We start from the raw sequence: 16,845 nt of genomic DNA on the forward strand, positions 1-16,845 counted from the left end.
ACGTACGAACGAGACCTTCCCCGTGTTGATCATCAGTAAACTCCTGGATCAAGTCATCAAGGCACACGCCCGCTGGCGTTGGCGCGCCTGAATTCTTTTGCCGGCCTCGCCGGACCTGTATCGCTTCGCCTTCTTTACCTGTTTGAAATGCCGCTTTGCTGGCGCTGCTCCAGCATCTGACAAAGCGCAGCGCTCTGCGGGTCAATCATTCGAAGGCCATCCTCAAAGTCAGTGAGTTCAAGAGGTTCTAAACGCCATGTTGCTGATGATCGATAATTACGACTCCTTTACCTACAACGTTGTGCAGTACCTGGGCGAGCTCGGCTCCCAGGTCAAGGTCGTGCGCAACGACGAACTGACCATCGCTGAAATCGAAGCCCTCAACCCTGAGCGCATCGTTGTGTCCCCCGGTCCTTGCACGCCGACCGAAGCCGGCATCTCGATTGAAGCGATCAAGCATTTCGCCGGCAAACTGCCGATTCTTGGCGTCTGCCTCGGCCACCAGTCCATCGGCCAGGCCTTTGGCGGTGATGTGGTGCGCGCCCGCCAAGTGATGCACGGTAAGACTAGCCCGGTATTTCACGAGGACAAGGGTGTATTCGAAGGCCTGAATCGTCCGCTGACGGTGACCCGCTATCATTCATTGATCGTCAAGCGCGAAACCCTGCCCGATTGCCTGGAGCTGACGGCCTGGACCCAGCTCGAAGACGGCTCGGTCGACGAGATCATGGGCCTGCGTCACAAGACTCTTAACATCGAAGGCGTGCAGTTCCACCCTGAGTCGATCCTCACCGAACAGGGTCACGAACTGTTCGCCAACTTCCTCAAACAAACCGGCGGCACGCGCTAAGGACTTTTCATGAACATCAAGACAGCCCTGAGCCGTATCGTCGATCACCTCGACCTCAGCACCGATGAAATGCGCGATGTCATGCGCGAAATCATGACCGGGCAATGCTCGGATGCGCAGATTGGCGCGTTCATGATGGCCATGCGCATGAAAAGCGAAAGCATCGACGAGATCGTCGGCGCGGTGTCGGTGATGCGCGAACTGGCGGACAAGGTCGAACTCAAGACCCTCGACGGTGTGGTCGATGTGGTGGGCACCGGCGGTGACGGTGCCAATATCTTCAACGTGTCGACCGCTGCTGCGTTCGTGGTTGCCGCTGCTGGCTGCACCGTGGCCAAGCATGGCAACCGTGCAGTCTCGGGCAAGAGCGGCAGTGCCGACCTGCTGGAGGCGGCCGGTATCTACCTGAACCTGACACCGGTGCAAGTGGCGCGCTGCATTGACAACGTTGGTATTGGTTTCATGTTTGCCCAGACCCATCACTCTGCGATGAAATACGCTGCAAGCCCGCGCCGCGAACTGGGTCTGCGGACCTTGTTCAACATGCTTGGCCCGCTTACGAATCCGGCCGGTGTGAAACATCAGGTGGTGGGCGTGTTCACCCAGGCCTTGTGCCGGCCGCTGGCGGAAGTGTTGCAGCGTCTGGGCAGCAAGCATGTGCTGGTGGTGCATTCGAAGGATGGCCTGGATGAGTTCAGCCTGGCAGCACCGACCTTCGTGGCAGAGCTGAAAAACGACCAGATCACCGAGTATTGGGTCGAGCCGGAAGACCTGGGCATGAAGAGCCAGAGCCTGCATGGCCTGGCGGTGGAAAGCCCGGCGGCTTCTCTTGAACTGATTCGCGATGCCCTGGGCAAGCGCAAGACCGAAAACGGTCAGAAAGCGGCCGAGATGATCATGCTCAATGCCGGTGCCGCGCTGTACGCCGCCGATCATGCCAGCAGTTTGAAAGAGGGAGTTGCACTTGCGCACGATGCGCTGCACACCGGCCTCGCTCGAGAAAAGCTTGAGGAGCTGGGTGCGTTTACCGCGGTATTCAGAGTGGAGAATGAGGGATGAGTGTACCGACGGTTCTGGAAAAGATTCTGGCGCGCAAAGTCGAGGAGGTGGCCGAGCGCAGCGCTCGCGTCAGCCTCGCCGAGCTGGAAAGCCTGGCCAAGGTGGCCGATGCACCCCGTGGTTTTGCCAAGGCCTTGCTGGCTCAGGCCAAGCTGAAGCAGCCGGCAGTCATTGCCGAAATCAAGAAAGCCTCGCCGAGCAAAGGCGTGATCCGCGAGAACTTCGTTCCCGCCGACATCGCCAGAAGCTACGAGAAGGGCGGCGCGACCTGCCTGTCGGTACTCACCGACATCGACTACTTTCAGGGCGCGGATGCGTATCTGCAGCAGGCTCGCGCGGCGTGCCAGCTGCCGGTGATCCGCAAGGACTTCATGATCGATCCGTACCAGATCGTCGAAGCCCGTGCCTTGGGTGCCGACTGCGTGCTGTTGATCGTTTCCGCGCTGGATGACGTGAAAATGGCCGAACTGGCAGCCGTGGCCAAAAGCGTTAACCTCGATGTGTTGGTGGAAGTCCACGATGGCGACGAGCTGGAGCGGGCCTTGAAAACCCTCGACACTCCGCTGGTTGGCGTGAACAACCGCAATCTGCACACCTTCGATGTCAGCCTGGAAACCACCCTCGACCTGTTGCCGCGTATTCCGCGCGATCGTTTGGTCATCACCGAGAGCGGAATTCTCAACCGCGCCGATGTCGAACTGATGGAAATCAGCGACGTCTACGCGTTCCTGGTCGGCGAGGCGTTCATGCGTGCCGAAAGCCCGGGCAGCGAGTTGCAGCGTCTGTTCTTCCCTGAGCGCGGTGTGCCTGTCAGCGGTTCTACACTCGACTGATCACGCGCAGACCGAGTCGACTCCTTCGCGAGCAAGTCGAATCGTCGCACCGCCGCTCCCACATTAGACCGCGATCAAATGTGGGAGCGGCGGTGCGACGATTCGACTTGCTCGCGAAGAGGTCCGCAAATTCCCCAAAGACCTCATGTCTGTCGGAGTTCTCCATGTCGCTGCCAATCTCCCTGACCATCGAAGCCGGCCTGCAAGCCGAACAGGATCTGTTGGCCTCGGTCTGCGCCGGCGATGCCGAGTTCGGCCTGCTGTTCTGGCAACCAAGTGATCAGGCATTGGTGATGCCGCGCCGTTTGAATCGCTTGCCTGGTTTCGAAGCTGCATGTGAGGTATCGGCAGCGGCAGATTGGCCAGTGCTGTTGCGTGAAACCGGCGGCGAACCGGTTCCACAATCAGCCACAACGATCAACATCGCCCTGGTTTACGCGCCACCACGCAGCGAAGGGGATCTGAATCGCATCGAAACCGGTTACCACCGTTTGTGCGATCCAATCTGTCAGTTGCTGGATGAGTTGGGAGGCACTTCATCCCTGGGTGAAATCGAAGGCGCCTTCTGTGACGGTCGCTTCAACGTCAACCTCGATGGACGCAAGATGGTCGGCACCGCCCAGCGCTGGCGTCAGAGCCAGGGTGGGCAGCGCCCGGTAGGACTGGTGCACGGAGCGATGCTGATCGATAACGAGCGAGAGTCAATGGTAGCCGCGGTCAATCGTTTCAACGAGGCCTGCGGGCTGGAGCAACGCGTACGCTCCGAAAACCACATCGCGCTGCATGAGAAGTTCACGGCACCCAATGCACTGGCACGTCTGGACGAACTCTACCGGTTGATGCTGGCACAGATGTTCAGCGCTTAACGCGTACCAAAGACCACCATGGTCTTGCCTTTGACGCCCACCAGGTTGCGTTCTTCCAGATCCTTGAGCACGCGACCGACCATCTCCCGGGAACAACCGACAATCCGCCCGATTTCCTGACGGGTCACCTTGATTTGCATGCCATCGGGGTGAGTCATGGCGTCTGGCTGTTTACACAGTTCCAGCAGGCAGCGGGCAACTCGGCCGGTCACGTCAAAAAACGCCAGGTCACCGACCTTGCGCGTGGTGTTGCGCAGGCGCTGTGCGATTTGTCCGCTGAGCACGTAAAGAATGTCCGGGTCCTGCTGGGACAACTCGCGGAATTTCGCGTAGCTGATTTCCGCGACTTCGCATTCAACCTTGGCCCGCACCCAGGCGCTGCGCTCCTGCTCCAGGCCAGCTTGCTCAAACAGGCCCAACTCGCCGAAAAAGTCCCCGGTGTTCAGGTAGGAAATGATCATTTCCCGGCCGTCGTCATCTTCGATCAGGATGGTGACTGAGCCTTTGATGATGAAGAACAGCGTTTCCGAGCGGTCGCCGGCACAAATGATGTTGCTCTTGGCCTGATAACGGCGGCGCTGGCAATGCATCAACAGCTTGTCGAGGTTCTTGATCTTGGGGTTGGGGGCAATCGCAACCATGGTTGTATCCCGAAAAGACTGCACGGTGTGTTTGGTTTTTTTATGAATAGTGAACGCTGAGGTAAAGCTGGCCATGCGCCATTGATTTGGCGTCAGCTTAACAGACACTTCCTGAAATATTCGAGCATTTACCTACAAGGCGGTGGGATATGTCCCAGGACGCCGGGCGCCGTCAATCACGGGGCCTGTGCTAAGCTGGCGACCCTTTTTTATACAGTGGAGTCTTGGCGATGAAGGCACGCATCCAATGGGCTGGCGAAGCCATGTTCCTCGGCGAATCCGGTAGCGGTCATGTCGTGGTCATGGACGGTCCGCCCGATGCCGGCGGACGTAACCTGGGTGTCCGGCCGATGGAAATGCTGCTGCTGGGTGTCGGCGGTTGCAGCAATTTCGATGTGGTCAGCATCCTCAAGAAGTCCCGCCAGGCGGTCGAAAGCTGTGAAGCCTTCCTCGAAGCCGAGCGTGCGACCGAAGATCCAAAGGTGTTCACCAAGATCCACATGCACTTCGTGGTCAAGGGCCGCGGGCTGAAAGAAGCCCAGGTCAAACGCGCCATCGAGCTGTCTGCCGAGAAGTATTGCTCGGCTTCGATCATGCTCGGTGCGGCCGGCGTGGCAATCACCCACGACTACGAAATCATCGAGCTCGGTTGAATCGACATTCAACTATCATAAAGTCTGTGCAGACTCTGGCGAACACAAGCTGACGTCTGCATAATGCGCCACTTTTTTCAGGGTAGTGGCCCGTCAGCCGACAGGCCTCGCACCCGAACAGACAACCAAAATCGCCATCGCGAAGAGGTGTTAACCGTCCTACGCAGGTGCGTTGTTCGCATTTGACGGGCATGCTTGATCACGCGGCCGGGCCGCAAACACATAGAGAGTTTTTAACGGTGAAAAGCAAACTCAAGCTCCACGGGTTCAATAACCTGACAAAGACCTTGAGCTTCAACATCTATGACATCTGCTACGCGGAAACCCCGCAAGACCAGCAGGCTTACGTCGAGTACATCAATAAAGAGTACAACGCGAAACGCCTGACGCAGATCCTCACGGAAGTTGTCGATATCATTGGTGCCAACATCCTGAACATTGCCAGTCAGGACTATGAGCCGCAGGGCGCCAGCGTCACGATCCTGATCTCGGAAGAGCCGGTAACCCCGACCGATAGTCAGATCGAAGAGTCCCCGGGCCCGCTGCCCGAAATTATTCTGGCCCACCTCGACAAGAGCCACATCACGGTGCACACCTACCCGGAAATCCATCCGGTCAGCGGTATTGCAACCTTCCGTGTGGATATCGACGTGTCGACTTGCGGCGTCATTTCACCGCTTAAAGCGCTCAACTTCCTGATTCACCAGTTCGATTCGGACATCGTGACCGTGGACTACCGTGTGCGCGGCTTCACCCGTGACGTTGAGGGCAAAAAGCACTTCATCGACCACGAGATCAATTCGATCCAGAACTACCTCTCCGACGACACTTACGACGCGTACCAGATGACCGACGTGAACGTGTACCAGGAAAACCTGTTCCACACCAAGATGCTGCTGAAGAACTTCGAACTGGATAACTACCTGTTCGGCGACGCCACCAGCAACCTGTCCTCTGAGCAACGTGCCCAGGTGACCGAGCGGGTGAAACACGAAATGCTCGAAATCTTCTACGCGCGCAATATGGCGTAAGATTCTCGAACACAAAAAAGGCGACTCCCTCACGGCAGTCGCCTTTTTTATTGTTATCACCGAACCCTTGTAGGAGTGGCGGTGCGGCGATCCGACTTGCCCGCGAAGAGGCCCAATCAGGCAGCAGAGAAATTAGATTCGATAGGTACTCTTGGTCATCACCTTGGCCATCAGACTCATCCCGAACTTCACTGGTGCCGGAAAGCGGAACCCGCCAGCATCCAGCGCACTTTCGGCATGCTGTTCTTCATCGATGCGCATCTGCTCAAGAATCGCCCGGGACTTTTCATCCTCGGCCGGCAATTGCTCCAGATGTTCGTTCAGGTGCTTGCACACCTGGTCTTCCGTCGCCGCAACGAACCCCAGGCTGACTTTGTCGCTGATCAGGCCGGCCACTGCGCCAATCCCGAACGACATGCCATAGAACAGCGGATTGAGGATGCTGGTGTGGCTGCCCAGTTGGTGAATGCGTTGTTCGCACCAGACCAGGTGATCGATTTCTTCTTCGGCGGCATGCTCCATCGCAGCGCGCACTTGCGGCAGCTTGGCGGTCAGCGCCTGTCCCTGGTACAGCGCCTGGGCGCAGACTTCGCCGGTATGGTTGATGCGCATCAGACCGGCAACGTGGCGTGTGTCTTCGTCGCTCATTTTCGCATCCGGCTGCACGATGGCTGGCGACGGACGGTACGGCTGGCCGCTGAAGGGCAGCAGGGTGCGCATCGCGGCATCGGCTTGCAGCAGAAGGCGGTCAATTGGCGAGTAGTGACGTTGGGTAGTCATGCTGACCTCCGGGGGGATTTCGGCGGCCAGTTTAACCCAAACGGCCGGGGAAGGTTTGCGCTGGGTCATTGTGATGCAGAGGCTGTGACAGTGTTGTGATGCTTTTTGTGGAAGCGGCAGTACGCCGCTCCCACAGGGGGAGGCAGTAATCAGCCCGGTGGCCAGTGCATCTGGCGCTGACCCAGCACGTGCATATGAATGTGGTAGACGGTTTGTCCGCCTTCTTCATTGCAGTTCATGACGACGCGGAAACCTTTTTCGCAGCCCAGTTCCAGTGCCAGGCGCTGGGCGGTGAACAGGATGTGCCCGGCCAATGCCTTGTCGTCCTCGGTCAGGTCGTTCAAGGTGCGAACCGGTTTCTTCGGGACCACCAGGAAATGTACCGGTGCCTGTGGGGCAATGTCGTGGAAGGCCAGTACCTGGTCGTCCTCGTAAATGATCTTCGCCGGGATTTCCCGGTTGATGATCTTGGTGAACAGAGTATCCACAGCTGTTTTCTCCGTTATTTGGGCTGGCCTGAGTGTACTCATGGCGTATGCCAGCGCCCAGCTTTTTACCTTGAATTGGATCAGCGCGGGCAGTAAGCCTTGTTGATCATGCCGGCGATTGTGCGAGTCAGCCAGCGCGAGCCGAGCCGCGGCAGGAAGGTGAACCAGCGGTTGCGCCGCCCGGGAATAATGATCGCTTTATTCTTTTCCAGTGCGCGCACGGTGTAGAGCGCCACTTCCTCGGGGCTCATCAGCAGTTTGCTGTTGGCCAGTTTGTCGCTGTCGAGTTGTGCTGTACGGAAAAACGCCGTGCGGGTCGGCCCGGGGCAGAGCACCGAAACCTTGATCGCACATTTTTTCAGCTCGACGCGCAATCCTTCGGAAAAGTGCAGCACATACGCCTTGCTGGCGTAATAGGTGCTCATCCACGGCCCGGGCTGAAACGCCGCCACCGAGGCCACATTCAGAATCTGCCCGCCGCCTTGCAGGGCCATGCTGTTGCCGATGGCATGGCACAGGCGGGTGAGGGCGAGGATGTTCACTTCGATCAGGTCTTGCTCGGTCATCCAGTCCTGGGCCAGAAACGGGCCGCATGTACCGATACCGGCGCAATTGACCAGCAGATCGATCTGCCGGTCGCCTTCTTCCAGCTCCAGCAGGAATCCGGACAGGCGCAGCGGTTCACCCAGGTCACAGGCACGGAACAACACTTCCACGCCGAACCTTTGGGTCAGTTCAATCGCAATACTTTCCAGCTGATCACGTTGTCGGGCCACCAGAATCAGGCTGCGGCCGCGGCGGGCCAGCGCTTCGGCCATTGCCAGGCCGATGCCGCTGGAGGCGCCAGTGATCAGAGCGTAACGGGTCATGCAGTTCTCCATCGCAACAGCTCCGCGCCGCGACGCAGGTGTCACGGGCCAGGAGCGCTGTTCATTCTTTCGCAGAGTCTACAGGGGGCCGGGCCTCTTCGGCTGTATCGTCGGTGGAATTTGGCACCGGTTCGACCTCGACGTCGACTTCATCGGTGGTGACCGAACTGCTTTCGTAGCTGCTCTGGGCGGCGCTTTTGTATTCTTCCCGTATCGCCGTGAGACCACCGGCCAGCGAGCCGAACAGAACCAGCGCGATAACGATCAGCCACAGCGAAGACAATACCTTGACTGCGGTACTGTTCGGCGGAGGCGGCGGGCCGTAGCGGTTGGCGGTGTCGTTGCCCGGTACGACCATGATCACGAACGGAAAGAAACTGCCAACGAACGGCACCAGGTTCAGCAGCCACAGCCAGCCGGACCAGCCGATATCGTGCAAGCGTTGAACAGTGATCTGGATGCTGACGAAGACAAATCCGACGAACAGGATCAAGGCCAGCAAGCTGCCCAATATCAGGCCGGCGGACGAATCCGCGCCGATGACGGTCAGAGCGGCCAATGCAAACACCCCGCAAACGGCCAGGAGCACAATTGACAGCACCAGCGTCCAGGCGAGGTAACGCAAGCGGCCGATACGGCCATCGAAACTGAAGGGCTTGAGCGTGGCGAATTCCGCCACGGCTTCGCCGACGGGCGCGCGAGGCGGCGCGTAAGGGGACTGCGGATCTGCAAAAGACGCCTGGCTGCTGGCCGGAGCATGGTCATGAACGTCGGCGAGGTTCAGTTCGATCGGCGTTTCGGCTTCGATGCGGGCGTCGATACCGGTTTTGCTCAGCGCCTGGAGATAGGTCTGGGCATCGACTTGCGACAGGTTGCGTTTGAGTGCTACCGGACGCCCGGTGAACAAGCGCTCAATGGCCGTGACATCGCTTTTGAACAAATCGGCGAGATTGAGCTTTGCCGTGGTGATGTCGACACCGGGTAGCAAGGCGCCCTCGAATACGATTTTGAAATGATTTTCGCCCATGTGCGAAGCATCCTTGTCGCGAGAGGTTGAAAGAAGAATGTTGTGCCCAAGCGAGTGTAAGGCCAGCCGAGCAAGACTGGCCAAGGTTTGCTGTCAGCTCGGCCAGCGCTTGGTCAACTGGGCAGCCTGCTCCAGGGCCTTGCGGTACTCCGCGTCGAGACGTGCAATCAACTGCTCGACACTCGGCAAGTCCTCGATTTCTCCCACGCCCTGGCCGGCAGACCAAACGGTTTTCCAGGCTTTGGCCTCATCGCTCACGGGTTTGAGCTTGGAGCCGAAGTTGATCTCGCCCTTGCCTTGCAAGGCGGCCATGTCGAAACCGGCGGCCTCCAGGCTCTGGCGCATGAAGCTCGCGGGGACACCTGACACGACTGGAGTATGGATGATGTCTGCCGCTTTGGATGTCAGCAGCATTTCTTTGTAGGCGTCAGGCGCGTGACTTTCGGTCGTGCCGATAAATCGTGTACCAAAGTAGGCCAAATCCGCGCCGAGCAATTGAGCGGCAAGAATTTCGTGGCCGTGGTTCAAGCAGCCGGCCAGCAACAGGGTCTTGTCGAAGAACTGACGGATTTCGGCAATCAGCGAGAACGGACTCCAGGTCCCGGCGTGTCCACCGGCGCCGGCAGCCACGGCGATCAAGCCATCCACGCCGGCTTCGGCCGCTTTCTCGGCATGACGACGAGTCGTCACATCATGGAACACCAGGCCGCCGTAACTGTGCACCGCGTCGACCAGTTCTTTCACGGCACCGAGGCTGGTGATCACGATCGGCACTTTGTGTTCGACGCAGATCTCAAGATCCGCCTGTAAACGAGGATTGCTGTTATGGACGATCAGGTTCACGGCATAAGGCGCGGGTTTTTCCAGTGTCGCCAGCCCGGCTTCGATTTCCTCCAGCCAGGCCTTGAAGCCGCTGCTTTCGCGCTGGTTCAGCGCCGGGAAGCTGCCGACCACGCCCTGGCGACAGCAGGCGAGTACCAATTGCGGATTGGAAATCAGGAACATCGGCGCCGCCACCACGGGTAGGCGCAAACGTTCTTCGAGCAGAGCGGGCAGCGACATTGGAAGTACCCCGGTGAGTTGTGTCTCTTGGATTTAGAACGGCCGAACGACGACCAGAATTACGATAGCCAGCAATATCAGAACCGGCACTTCATTGAACCAGCGATAAAAGACATGGCTGCGGGTGTTCTCGCCACGGGCAAAACGTTTTACCTGGGCGCCGCACATGTGGTGGTAGCCGATCAGCAACACGACCAGGGTCAGTTTGGCGTGTATCCAGCCACCCTGGCTGAAGATGCCTGGATTGAGGTAGATGAGCCAGCCACCGAAGATCAGCGTGGCGATCATCGCCGGGCCCATGATGCCCCGGTACAGCTTGCGCTCCATGATGCTGAAGCGTTCCTTGCTGATCGTGTCTTCACTTTGTGCGTGATAAACGAACAGTCGTGGCAGGTAGAACAGGCCGGCAAACCAGCAAACGACGCTGATGATGTGAAAAGCTTTTAGCCACAGATAGAGCATTTTTAGTTATTCCCCAATTCACGGTACTGGGAATAGTAGAGGCTTGAGCGTCCGCACGTCACCTTGACGGTTGTCGCAGGGGCGCGCGGCCCCTATTATCGACGGCTTTCCAGTGGGTTCGTTGAGGGCAGGTTTATGGTCAAGGTCGGTATCGTCGGCGGCACGGGTTACACCGGTGTCGAACTGCTGCGTCTGTTGGCGCAACATCCGCAAGCTGAGGTGGTTGTCATCACTTCCCGATCCGAGGCTGGCCTTGCCGTGGCCGACATGTACCCGAACCTGCGAGGCCATTACGACGGCCTGGCGTTCAGCGTTCCGGACATCAAGACCCTGGGTGCCTGCGATGTGGTGTTCTTCGCCACACCGCACGGTGTTGCCCATGCCTTGGCGGGCGAACTGCTGGCGGCCGGGACCAAGGTCATCGACCTGTCGGCCGACTTCCGTCTGCAAGACGCGGATGAATGGGCCAAGTGGTACGGCCAGCCGCACGGTGCACCGGAGTTGCTGGACGAGGCGGTCTATGGCTTGCCGGAAGTCAATCGCGAACAGATCAAGAAAGCACGTCTGATTGCCGTGCCGGGCTGTTACCCAACTGCAACGCAATTGGGCTTCCTGCCATTGCTCGAAGCCGGCCTGGCCGATGCCGCGCATCTGATCGCTGACTGCAAGTCCGGCGTCAGCGGTGCCGGTCGTGGTGCTTCCGTAGGCTCGTTGTACTCCGAGACGTCGGAAAGCATGAAGGCCTATGCGGTCAAAGGTCACCGTCACCTGCCGGAGATTCGCCAGGGGCTGCGTCGCGCAGCAGGCAAGGACGTCGGCCTGACCTTCGTTCCGCACCTGACACCGATGATTCGTGGCATTCACTCCACGCTCTACGCAACCGTTGTTGATCGCTCGGTGGACCTGCAGGCATTGTTTGAAAAGCGTTACGCCAACGAACCGTTCGTCGATGTGATGCCGGCCGGCAGCCATCCGGAGACTCGTAGCGTACGGGGTGCCAACGTCTGCCGTATCGCGGTGCATCGCCCACAGGATGGCGATCTGGTGGTTGTGCTGTCGGTGATCGACAACCTGGTCAAAGGCGCTTCGGGTCAGGCCGTGCAGAACATGAACATTCTGTTCGGGCTGGATGAACGTCTGGGCCTGTCCCACGCCGGCATGCTGCCGTAAGCGTTATCGCGTACAGCAAAAGGCCCGTCTGACGGGCCTTTTTGCATTCCGGGCTGGCGACTGGATTGGTTGATATACCATAACAATAGTTGACCGCTTTTCTAGGAGAAGCGGATAATGCGCGTCATCACGCAATATGACGGCGTAACGCCGGGAGATAGTCAGCATGAGCGTCGAATCCTTCACCCCCACGGCTTTGCAATTCACCCACGGTGCCGCGCACAAGGTGAAGAGCCTGGTCGATGAAGAGGGGAATGATCGCTTGAAGCTGCGCGTATTCGTTACGGGCGGCGGTTGTTCAGGTTTTCAGTACGGCTTCACCTTCGATGAAGAAGTGGCCGATGACGACACCATCGTCGAGCGCGAAGGTGTGAGTCTGGTTGTCGATCCGATGAGCTTCCAGTACCTGGCAGGTGCCGAGGTGGACTACCAGGAAGGTCTGGAAGGTTCGCGTTTTGTCATCAAGAACCCGAATGCGACCACCACCTGTGGCTGCGGTTCTTCGTTCTCGATCTGATCAGCGCACCGGTTTCACATAACGCCGCACGGCCTCAGGGCCTTGCGGCGTTTTGCTGTGTGGAGGATTTATGCGGGGTAGATGGCGCCCAGTACGCGCAAGCCACGGGCACCGGTAACGCTCGGACGGTTGGCTGCGATGCCTTCGAGGCAGCAATGAGCCAGCCACGCGAAGGCCATGGCTTCGACCCAGTCGGGGTCCACGCCGTAAGTGGCGGTGCTGCTGACGCTGGCGTTTGGCAGCAGGCTGGCCAGGCGATTCATCAAGGCAGTGTTGTGGGCGCCGCCGCCGCAGACCAGCAGTTCCTGCGTGTCTGCTTGGGCGCTTTGCAGTGATTCGATGATGGTCAGCGCGGTCAGCTCAAGCAGCGTCGCCTGAACATCTTCGGCGGCGAAGGCTGGCAGTTGTGCCAGATGCCGTGTCAGCCATGGCAGGTTGAACACTTCCCGGCCGGTACTCTTCGGGCCTTTGGTCACAAAGAACGGATCACTGAGCAGTGCATTCAACAGCACCGGTTCTACGTTGCCGCTGGCAGCCCATTGGCCGTCACGGTCAAAGTGGTCGCCGCGTTGCTGGTAAATCCAGGCGTCCAGCAGCACATTACCCGGGCCACAGTCGAAACCGGCGACCGGCTTGCCGGGCTCGATAAGGCTGAGGTTGCTGAAGCCGCCAACGTTCAGCACTGCGCGATGACCAGCCCGCTCTTCAAACAGGGCTTCGTGAAAGGCGGGAACCAGCGGTGCGCCTTGTCCGCCGGCAGCGACATCGCGGCTGCGGAAATCGCTGACCACGGTGATGCCGGTCAGCTCCGTCAGAAGGGCCGGGTTGCCAATCTGCACTGTGAAACCGCGTGCCGGTTCGTGGCGGATGGTCTGGCCATGACTGCCAATCGCACGAATGCTTTCAGGCTTGAGCTGCTGTTGGGTCAGGAGGGTATTAATGCCCTGCGCGGCCAGTTTTACCCAGTTCTGCTGGGCGATGGCGGAGCGGGCAATCTCGTCCGGCCCACTGGCGCACAAGCCAAGCAGCTCGGCGCGCAGTGAGTCGGGCATCGGGATGTAATGGGTGGCGATCAGCTTGATCGCCGGGGCTTGCTCGATCAGCGCGATATCCAGGCCATCAAGGCTGGTCCCGGACATCACGCCTATATAGAGCGCCATGGCTTAGCGCTTGGCCGAAGCTAGCTGGGTGGATTTTTCCTGATCCATGCGCGCCATCAGCGGTTGGCTCTGCGCGAGGAAGCGTGCGCGTTCACCTTTGGAGATCGGATCGGCCATCGCTACTTTCTGGCCCAGCGGATCGACGTGCACGCCATTGACCTGGAATTCGTAGTGCAAGTGCGGGCCGGTGGAGAGACCGGTGGTGCCGATATAGCCAATCACCTGGCCCTGTTTCACCGTGCCGCCAGTCTTCACGCCTTTGGCGAAGCCTTGCATGTGGCCGTAGAGCGTGGTGTAGGTATTGCCGTGCTGGAGGACCACGGTATTGCCGTAGCCACCACGGCGACCGGCCAGCAAGACCTTGCCATCACCGGCTGCCTTGATCGGCGTGCCGCGCGGTGCTGCGTAGTCGACGCCTTTGTGGGCGCGGATCTTGTTCAGGATCGGGTGTTTGCGGCCCATGGAAAATTTCGAGCTGATGCGGGCGAAGTCCACCGGTGTGCGGATGAACGCCTTGCGCATGCTGTTGCCGTCAGCGGTGTAGTAGCTGCTGTTGCCTTGTTTGTTGGTGTAACGCACGGCAGTGTAAGTCTTGCCGCGGTTGGTGAAGCGTGCGGACAGGATCGGACCATTGCCGACAGCCTTGCCATTCACCACTTTCTGCTCGTAGATCACGTCAAATTCGTCACCCTGGCGAATATCCTGGGCGAAATCGACGTCGTAGCCAAACACGCTTGCCATGTCCATGGTCAGGCTGTGGGACAGGCCGGCGCGAGCGGCGGACTGAGATAATGAACTGTTGATCACGCCATGCACGTAGGCTGAGCGCACAGTCGGTTTAGCCGTAATGCGGTTGAATGTGTAACCCTTGTCGTTCTTGGACAGGGTGATGGTTTCCAGGTCGCTGACTTTGCTATGCAGGCTGGTCAGTTGGCCATCCGGACCCAGTTCGAACTCAAGTTTCTGCCCGCGCTTGAGCTGGGTGAACTGTTTGGCTTGTTTATCGCTGGCCAGAATGTCAGTCACTGAAGTGGCAGGTAGACCAACTTTCTCGAAGAGCGTAGAGAGCGTGTCGCCTTTGGCAACGGTCACTTCCCTGTGGCTATCCGGCTTCTTTTCTTCAGCGACCACTGCTACTGCGGGGGCGGGCGCAGGCGCGGCTTCAGCGGTTTCCTGTGGCTCTTCTGAGGTGTTTTCAATCTGCGCAAAGGGAGAAGGTGCTGCCTCATTTGTGGCTTCGACGGCTTCGGCGGCGTCTTGATCTTGTGTCAGTTGTTCAGCGGGGCTTTCCAGTTCAAGACTTAGGGTCGTCTTTTTGGCTTCAACATCACTGGAAGGGAATACCAGAAGCGCCAGGCTCAGAAGGGCGGCGATGCCACTCGCTGCGAGCAGGTGGGTCTTCGGGTAAAGCGGAGGCGCTTTAGACGATTCTTTGGTCATAAGTAGTGTTTTGACTTTGAAAAAGATGAATTGGAAAAGATGAATGACATGATGAAGATGAAATAACTGTATAAAATATAACCAAATCATCTCTGAAGCAAGTCTGCGGACGCTCTGTTCGTGGATTGGCGTCCGTGCGCCGGGCAAACCTTGTATTTGACGCGCGATCTTGTATGGTTGGTTCCCTTTGAATCTGAGCCTTGCGGGTCTGTTATGAAGTCGGTTGAAGAGCAGCTAGCGCTGATCAAACGTGGTGCGGAAGAACTGTTGGTCGAGTCCGAGCTGATTGAAAAGCTCAAGCGTGGCCAGCCGCTGCGTATTAAGGCGGGCTTCGATCCAACGGCTCCGGATCTGCACTTGGGTCACACCGTGCTTATTAATAAGCTGCGCCAGTTCCAGGAGCTGGGGCATCAGGTGATCTTTCTTATAGGTGACTTCACCGGGATGATCGGCGATCCGAGTGGCAAGAGTGCCACGCGCCCGCCGCTCACTCGCGAGCAAGTTCTCGAGAATGCCGAGACCTACAAGGCTCAGGTGTTCAAGATTCTGGATCCGGCAAAAACCGAAGTGGCATTCAACTCCACCTGGATGGATCAGATGGGGCCGGCCGACTTCATTCGCCTGACTTCGCAGTACACCGTGGCTCGCATGCTCGAGCGCGATGACTTCGACAAGCGCTATACATCCAATCAGCCAATCGCCATTCATGAGTTCCTTTATCCGCTGGTTCAGGGTTATGACTCTGTAGCGCTGCGCGCAGACGTGGAGCTCGGCGGCACCGATCAGAAGTTCAACTTGCTGATGGGGCGTGAGTTGCAGCGTGGTTATGGTCAGGAAGCCCAGTGCATTTTGACCATGCCGCTGCTTGAAGGCCTGGATGGCGTGAAGAAGATGTCCAAGTCCTTGGGCAACTACGTCGGTATCCAGGAGGCGCCGGGTGTGATGTACAGCAAGCTGGTTTCCATTCCGGATGTGCTGATGTGGCGTTACTTCGAGTTGCTCAGCTTCCGCTCCATGGATGAGATCAATGCGTTCCGCGCTGATGTAGAGGCGGGTGCCAATCCGCGCGATATCAAGATCAAGCTGGCTGAAGAAATTGTGGCGCGCTTCCATGGTGAGGAGGCTGCTGCCAATGCTCACCGTGCCGCCGGTAACCGTATGAAGGATGGCGAGCTGCCGGATGATCTGCCGGAAATCGAATTGACTGCTGCCGAGGATATGCCGATTGCTGCTGTCCTTAATAAAGCAGGGTTGGTCAAGAACTCGGCGGTGGCTCGAGATCTCCTGGGTTCCGGTGGTGTGCGTATAGATGGTGAGGTTGTCGATCGCACCTTTATATATGCACTGGGCGCGACCCATGTTTGCCAGGCCGGGAAGAAGGCATTTGCGCGTATTACGCTCAAATCCGAATAAAGCTGAAATAGGGGGTTGACGGCGAATTTTAGAAGCCTATAATTCGCCCCACTTCCGGCGCAGTCGAAACGGAAAACTCCTTGGTAAACAATGAGTTACGCAGTTTTCGACAGCAAGTTGCTTCAGTTCATCGAAGCCGAAAGGGAGTTGAAAAAGAGGTGTTGACAGCAGCGTGTAACGCTGTAGAATTCGCCTCCCGCTGATGAGAGATCTGAAGCGCAAGTGGTTGAAGTTACAAAGGAAACTTTGAAAACTTCTGAAAATAATCACTTGACAGCAAATGAGGCTGCTGTAGAATACGCGCCTCGGTTGAGACGAAAGATCTTAACCAACCGCTCTTTAACAACTGAATCAAGCAATTCGTGTGGGTGCTTGTGGGGTCAGACTGCTAGTCAACAGATTATCAGCATCACAAGTTACTCCGCGAGAAATCAAAGATGTAACCAACGATTGCTGAGCCAAGTTTAGGGTTTTCTCAAAACCCAAAGATGTTTGAACTGAAGAGTTTGATCATGGCTCAGATT

Annotated in this window: 18 protein-coding genes; 9 read left to right on the forward strand and 9 right to left on the reverse strand. The window is 58.0% G+C overall.

Annotated elements, in window-relative coordinates:
- Positions 1-256: 256 nt before the first annotated feature.
- The 4 genes from KGB28_RS13195 (at position 257) to KGB28_RS13210 (ending at position 3,608) form a co-directional block, all read left to right on the forward strand.
- A complete protein-coding gene (locus KGB28_RS13195) occupies positions 257-850 on the forward strand; it encodes an aminodeoxychorismate/anthranilate synthase component II (protein ID WP_007906885.1) in 594 nt (197 codons plus the stop codon).
- 9 nt (positions 851-859) lie between these two features.
- Positions 860-1,909 (forward strand): anthranilate phosphoribosyltransferase, encoded by a 1,050-nt coding sequence (trpD, locus tag KGB28_RS13200; RefSeq protein WP_223445700.1) that lies wholly within the window; start codon positions 860-862, stop codon positions 1,907-1,909.
- Positions 1,906-2,742: an indole-3-glycerol phosphate synthase TrpC gene (gene trpC, locus KGB28_RS13205; RefSeq protein ID WP_223445702.1), complete on the forward strand. Its 837-nt coding sequence runs from the start codon at positions 1,906-1,908 to the stop codon at positions 2,740-2,742. Before trpD ends, trpC begins: the two co-directional genes overlap by 4 nt.
- Before the next feature lie 164 nt (positions 2,743-2,906).
- The gene (locus tag KGB28_RS13210) at positions 2,907-3,608 is read left to right on the forward strand and encodes a biotin/lipoate A/B protein ligase family protein (RefSeq protein ID WP_223445704.1); all 702 of its coding nucleotides are present in this window, start codon (positions 2,907-2,909) and stop codon (positions 3,606-3,608) included.
- On the opposite strand, the gene crp is transcribed toward KGB28_RS13210, so the two are convergent.
- A complete protein-coding gene (gene crp, locus KGB28_RS13215; RefSeq protein WP_223445706.1) occupies positions 3,605-4,249 on the reverse strand; it encodes a cAMP-activated global transcriptional regulator CRP in 645 nt (214 codons plus the stop codon). The two genes, KGB28_RS13210 and crp, sit on opposite strands and share 4 nt — an antisense overlap.
- Positions 4,250-4,479: 230 nt before the next feature.
- Between crp and KGB28_RS13220 the strand changes: the two genes are divergently transcribed.
- A complete protein-coding gene (locus tag KGB28_RS13220; protein ID WP_007941657.1) occupies positions 4,480-4,902 on the forward strand; it encodes an OsmC family protein in 423 nt (140 codons plus the stop codon).
- Between the two features lie 239 nt (positions 4,903-5,141).
- Positions 5,142-5,933: an adenosylmethionine decarboxylase gene (gene speD, locus KGB28_RS13225; protein WP_007986012.1), complete on the forward strand. Its 792-nt coding sequence runs from the start codon at positions 5,142-5,144 to the stop codon at positions 5,931-5,933.
- A gap of 132 nt (positions 5,934-6,065) precedes the next feature.
- Here speD and coq7 read toward each other — a convergent pair whose 3' ends face one another.
- The 6 genes from coq7 to hemJ form a co-directional block, all read right to left on the reverse strand.
- Complete coding sequence (gene coq7 / locus KGB28_RS13230; protein WP_008051652.1) at positions 6,066-6,713, reverse strand: 2-polyprenyl-3-methyl-6-methoxy-1,4-benzoquinone monooxygenase; 648 nt, start codon at positions 6,711-6,713, stop codon at positions 6,066-6,068.
- 149 nt (positions 6,714-6,862) lie between these two features.
- Positions 6,863-7,201 (reverse strand): histidine triad nucleotide-binding protein, encoded by a 339-nt coding sequence (locus tag KGB28_RS13235; RefSeq protein ID WP_007986008.1) that lies wholly within the window; start codon positions 7,199-7,201, stop codon positions 6,863-6,865.
- 80 nt (positions 7,202-7,281) lie between these two features.
- On the reverse strand, positions 7,282-8,070 hold the full coding sequence (locus KGB28_RS13240) for an SDR family NAD(P)-dependent oxidoreductase (RefSeq protein ID WP_223445708.1): 789 nt from the start codon (positions 8,068-8,070) through the stop codon (positions 7,282-7,284).
- Between the two features lie 61 nt (positions 8,071-8,131).
- The gene (locus tag KGB28_RS13245; protein ID WP_223445710.1) at positions 8,132-9,097 is read right to left on the reverse strand and encodes a DUF805 domain-containing protein; all 966 of its coding nucleotides are present in this window, start codon (positions 9,095-9,097) and stop codon (positions 8,132-8,134) included.
- Between the two features lie 93 nt (positions 9,098-9,190).
- On the reverse strand, positions 9,191-10,159 hold the full coding sequence (locus KGB28_RS13250; RefSeq protein ID WP_223445711.1) for an NAD(P)H-dependent flavin oxidoreductase: 969 nt from the start codon (positions 10,157-10,159) through the stop codon (positions 9,191-9,193).
- 33 nt (positions 10,160-10,192) lie between these two features.
- The gene (gene hemJ / locus KGB28_RS13255) at positions 10,193-10,621 is read right to left on the reverse strand and encodes a protoporphyrinogen oxidase HemJ (protein ID WP_020798784.1); all 429 of its coding nucleotides are present in this window, start codon (positions 10,619-10,621) and stop codon (positions 10,193-10,195) included.
- Positions 10,622-10,756: 135 nt separating this feature from the next.
- Between hemJ and argC the strand changes: the two genes are divergently transcribed.
- Both argC and erpA read left to right on the forward strand, forming a co-directional pair.
- Positions 10,757-11,791 (forward strand): N-acetyl-gamma-glutamyl-phosphate reductase, encoded by a 1,035-nt coding sequence (gene argC, locus KGB28_RS13260; RefSeq protein WP_007980174.1) that lies wholly within the window; start codon positions 10,757-10,759, stop codon positions 11,789-11,791.
- Between the two features lie 166 nt (positions 11,792-11,957).
- Entirely contained in the window at positions 11,958-12,308 is a 351-nt protein-coding gene (gene erpA, locus KGB28_RS13265; RefSeq protein WP_007906865.1) for an iron-sulfur cluster insertion protein ErpA, read from the forward strand.
- Positions 12,309-12,376: 68 nt separating this feature from the next.
- Here the strand turns inward: erpA and KGB28_RS13270 are convergent, their stop codons facing one another.
- Both KGB28_RS13270 and KGB28_RS13275 read right to left on the reverse strand, forming a co-directional pair.
- On the reverse strand, positions 12,377-13,468 hold the full coding sequence (locus tag KGB28_RS13270; RefSeq protein WP_223445714.1) for an anhydro-N-acetylmuramic acid kinase: 1,092 nt from the start codon (positions 13,466-13,468) through the stop codon (positions 12,377-12,379).
- Between the two features lie 3 nt (positions 13,469-13,471).
- On the reverse strand, positions 13,472-14,908 hold the full coding sequence (locus KGB28_RS13275) for a peptidoglycan DD-metalloendopeptidase family protein (protein ID WP_223445716.1): 1,437 nt from the start codon (positions 14,906-14,908) through the stop codon (positions 13,472-13,474).
- 213 nt (positions 14,909-15,121) lie between these two features.
- Here KGB28_RS13275 and tyrS point away from each other — a divergent pair, with 213 nt between their 5' ends.
- Positions 15,122-16,321 (forward strand): tyrosine--tRNA ligase, encoded by a 1,200-nt coding sequence (tyrS, locus tag KGB28_RS13280; RefSeq protein WP_223445717.1) that lies wholly within the window; start codon positions 15,122-15,124, stop codon positions 16,319-16,321.
- The last annotated feature ends 524 nt before the right edge of the window (positions 16,322-16,845 follow it).

This window comes from Pseudomonas sp. BF-R-19 (assembly GCF_019956445.1).
In the GTDB taxonomy this organism is placed as follows: Bacteria; Pseudomonadota; Gammaproteobacteria; order Pseudomonadales; family Pseudomonadaceae; genus Aquipseudomonas; species Aquipseudomonas fluorescens_BH.

Excerpts from the sequence above, each read along its gene's own strand:
- KGB28_RS13195 (WP_007906885.1), top strand. The coding sequence starts at position 257 with ATGTTGCTGATGATCGATAATTACGACTCCTTTACCTACAACGTTGTG.
- trpD (WP_223445700.1), top strand. The coding sequence starts at position 860 with ATGAACATCAAGACAGCCCTGAGCCGTATCGTCGATCACCTCGACCTC.
- trpC (WP_223445702.1), top strand. The coding sequence starts at position 1,906 with ATGAGTGTACCGACGGTTCTGGAAAAGATTCTGGCGCGCAAAGTCGAG.
- KGB28_RS13210 (WP_223445704.1), top strand. The coding sequence starts at position 2,907 with ATGTCGCTGCCAATCTCCCTGACCATCGAAGCCGGCCTGCAAGCCGAA.
- crp (WP_223445706.1), bottom strand. The coding sequence starts at position 4,249 with ATGGTTGCGATTGCCCCCAACCCCAAGATCAAGAACCTCGACAAGCTG.
- KGB28_RS13220 (WP_007941657.1), top strand. The coding sequence starts at position 4,480 with ATGAAGGCACGCATCCAATGGGCTGGCGAAGCCATGTTCCTCGGCGAA.
- coq7 (WP_008051652.1), bottom strand. The coding sequence starts at position 6,713 with ATGACTACCCAACGTCACTACTCGCCAATTGACCGCCTTCTGCTGCAA.
- KGB28_RS13240 (WP_223445708.1), bottom strand. The coding sequence starts at position 8,070 with ATGACCCGTTACGCTCTGATCACTGGCGCCTCCAGCGGCATCGGCCTG.
- KGB28_RS13245 (WP_223445710.1), bottom strand. The coding sequence starts at position 9,097 with ATGGGCGAAAATCATTTCAAAATCGTATTCGAGGGCGCCTTGCTACCC.
- KGB28_RS13250 (WP_223445711.1), bottom strand. The coding sequence starts at position 10,159 with ATGTCGCTGCCCGCTCTGCTCGAAGAACGTTTGCGCCTACCCGTGGTG.
- hemJ (WP_020798784.1), bottom strand. The coding sequence starts at position 10,621 with ATGCTCTATCTGTGGCTAAAAGCTTTTCACATCATCAGCGTCGTTTGC.
- argC (WP_007980174.1), top strand. The coding sequence starts at position 10,757 with ATGGTCAAGGTCGGTATCGTCGGCGGCACGGGTTACACCGGTGTCGAA.
- erpA (WP_007906865.1), top strand. The coding sequence starts at position 11,958 with ATGAGCGTCGAATCCTTCACCCCCACGGCTTTGCAATTCACCCACGGT.
- KGB28_RS13270 (WP_223445714.1), bottom strand. The coding sequence starts at position 13,468 with ATGGCGCTCTATATAGGCGTGATGTCCGGGACCAGCCTTGATGGCCTG.
- KGB28_RS13275 (WP_223445716.1), bottom strand. The coding sequence starts at position 14,908 with ATGACCAAAGAATCGTCTAAAGCGCCTCCGCTTTACCCGAAGACCCAC.
- tyrS (WP_223445717.1), top strand. The coding sequence starts at position 15,122 with ATGAAGTCGGTTGAAGAGCAGCTAGCGCTGATCAAACGTGGTGCGGAA.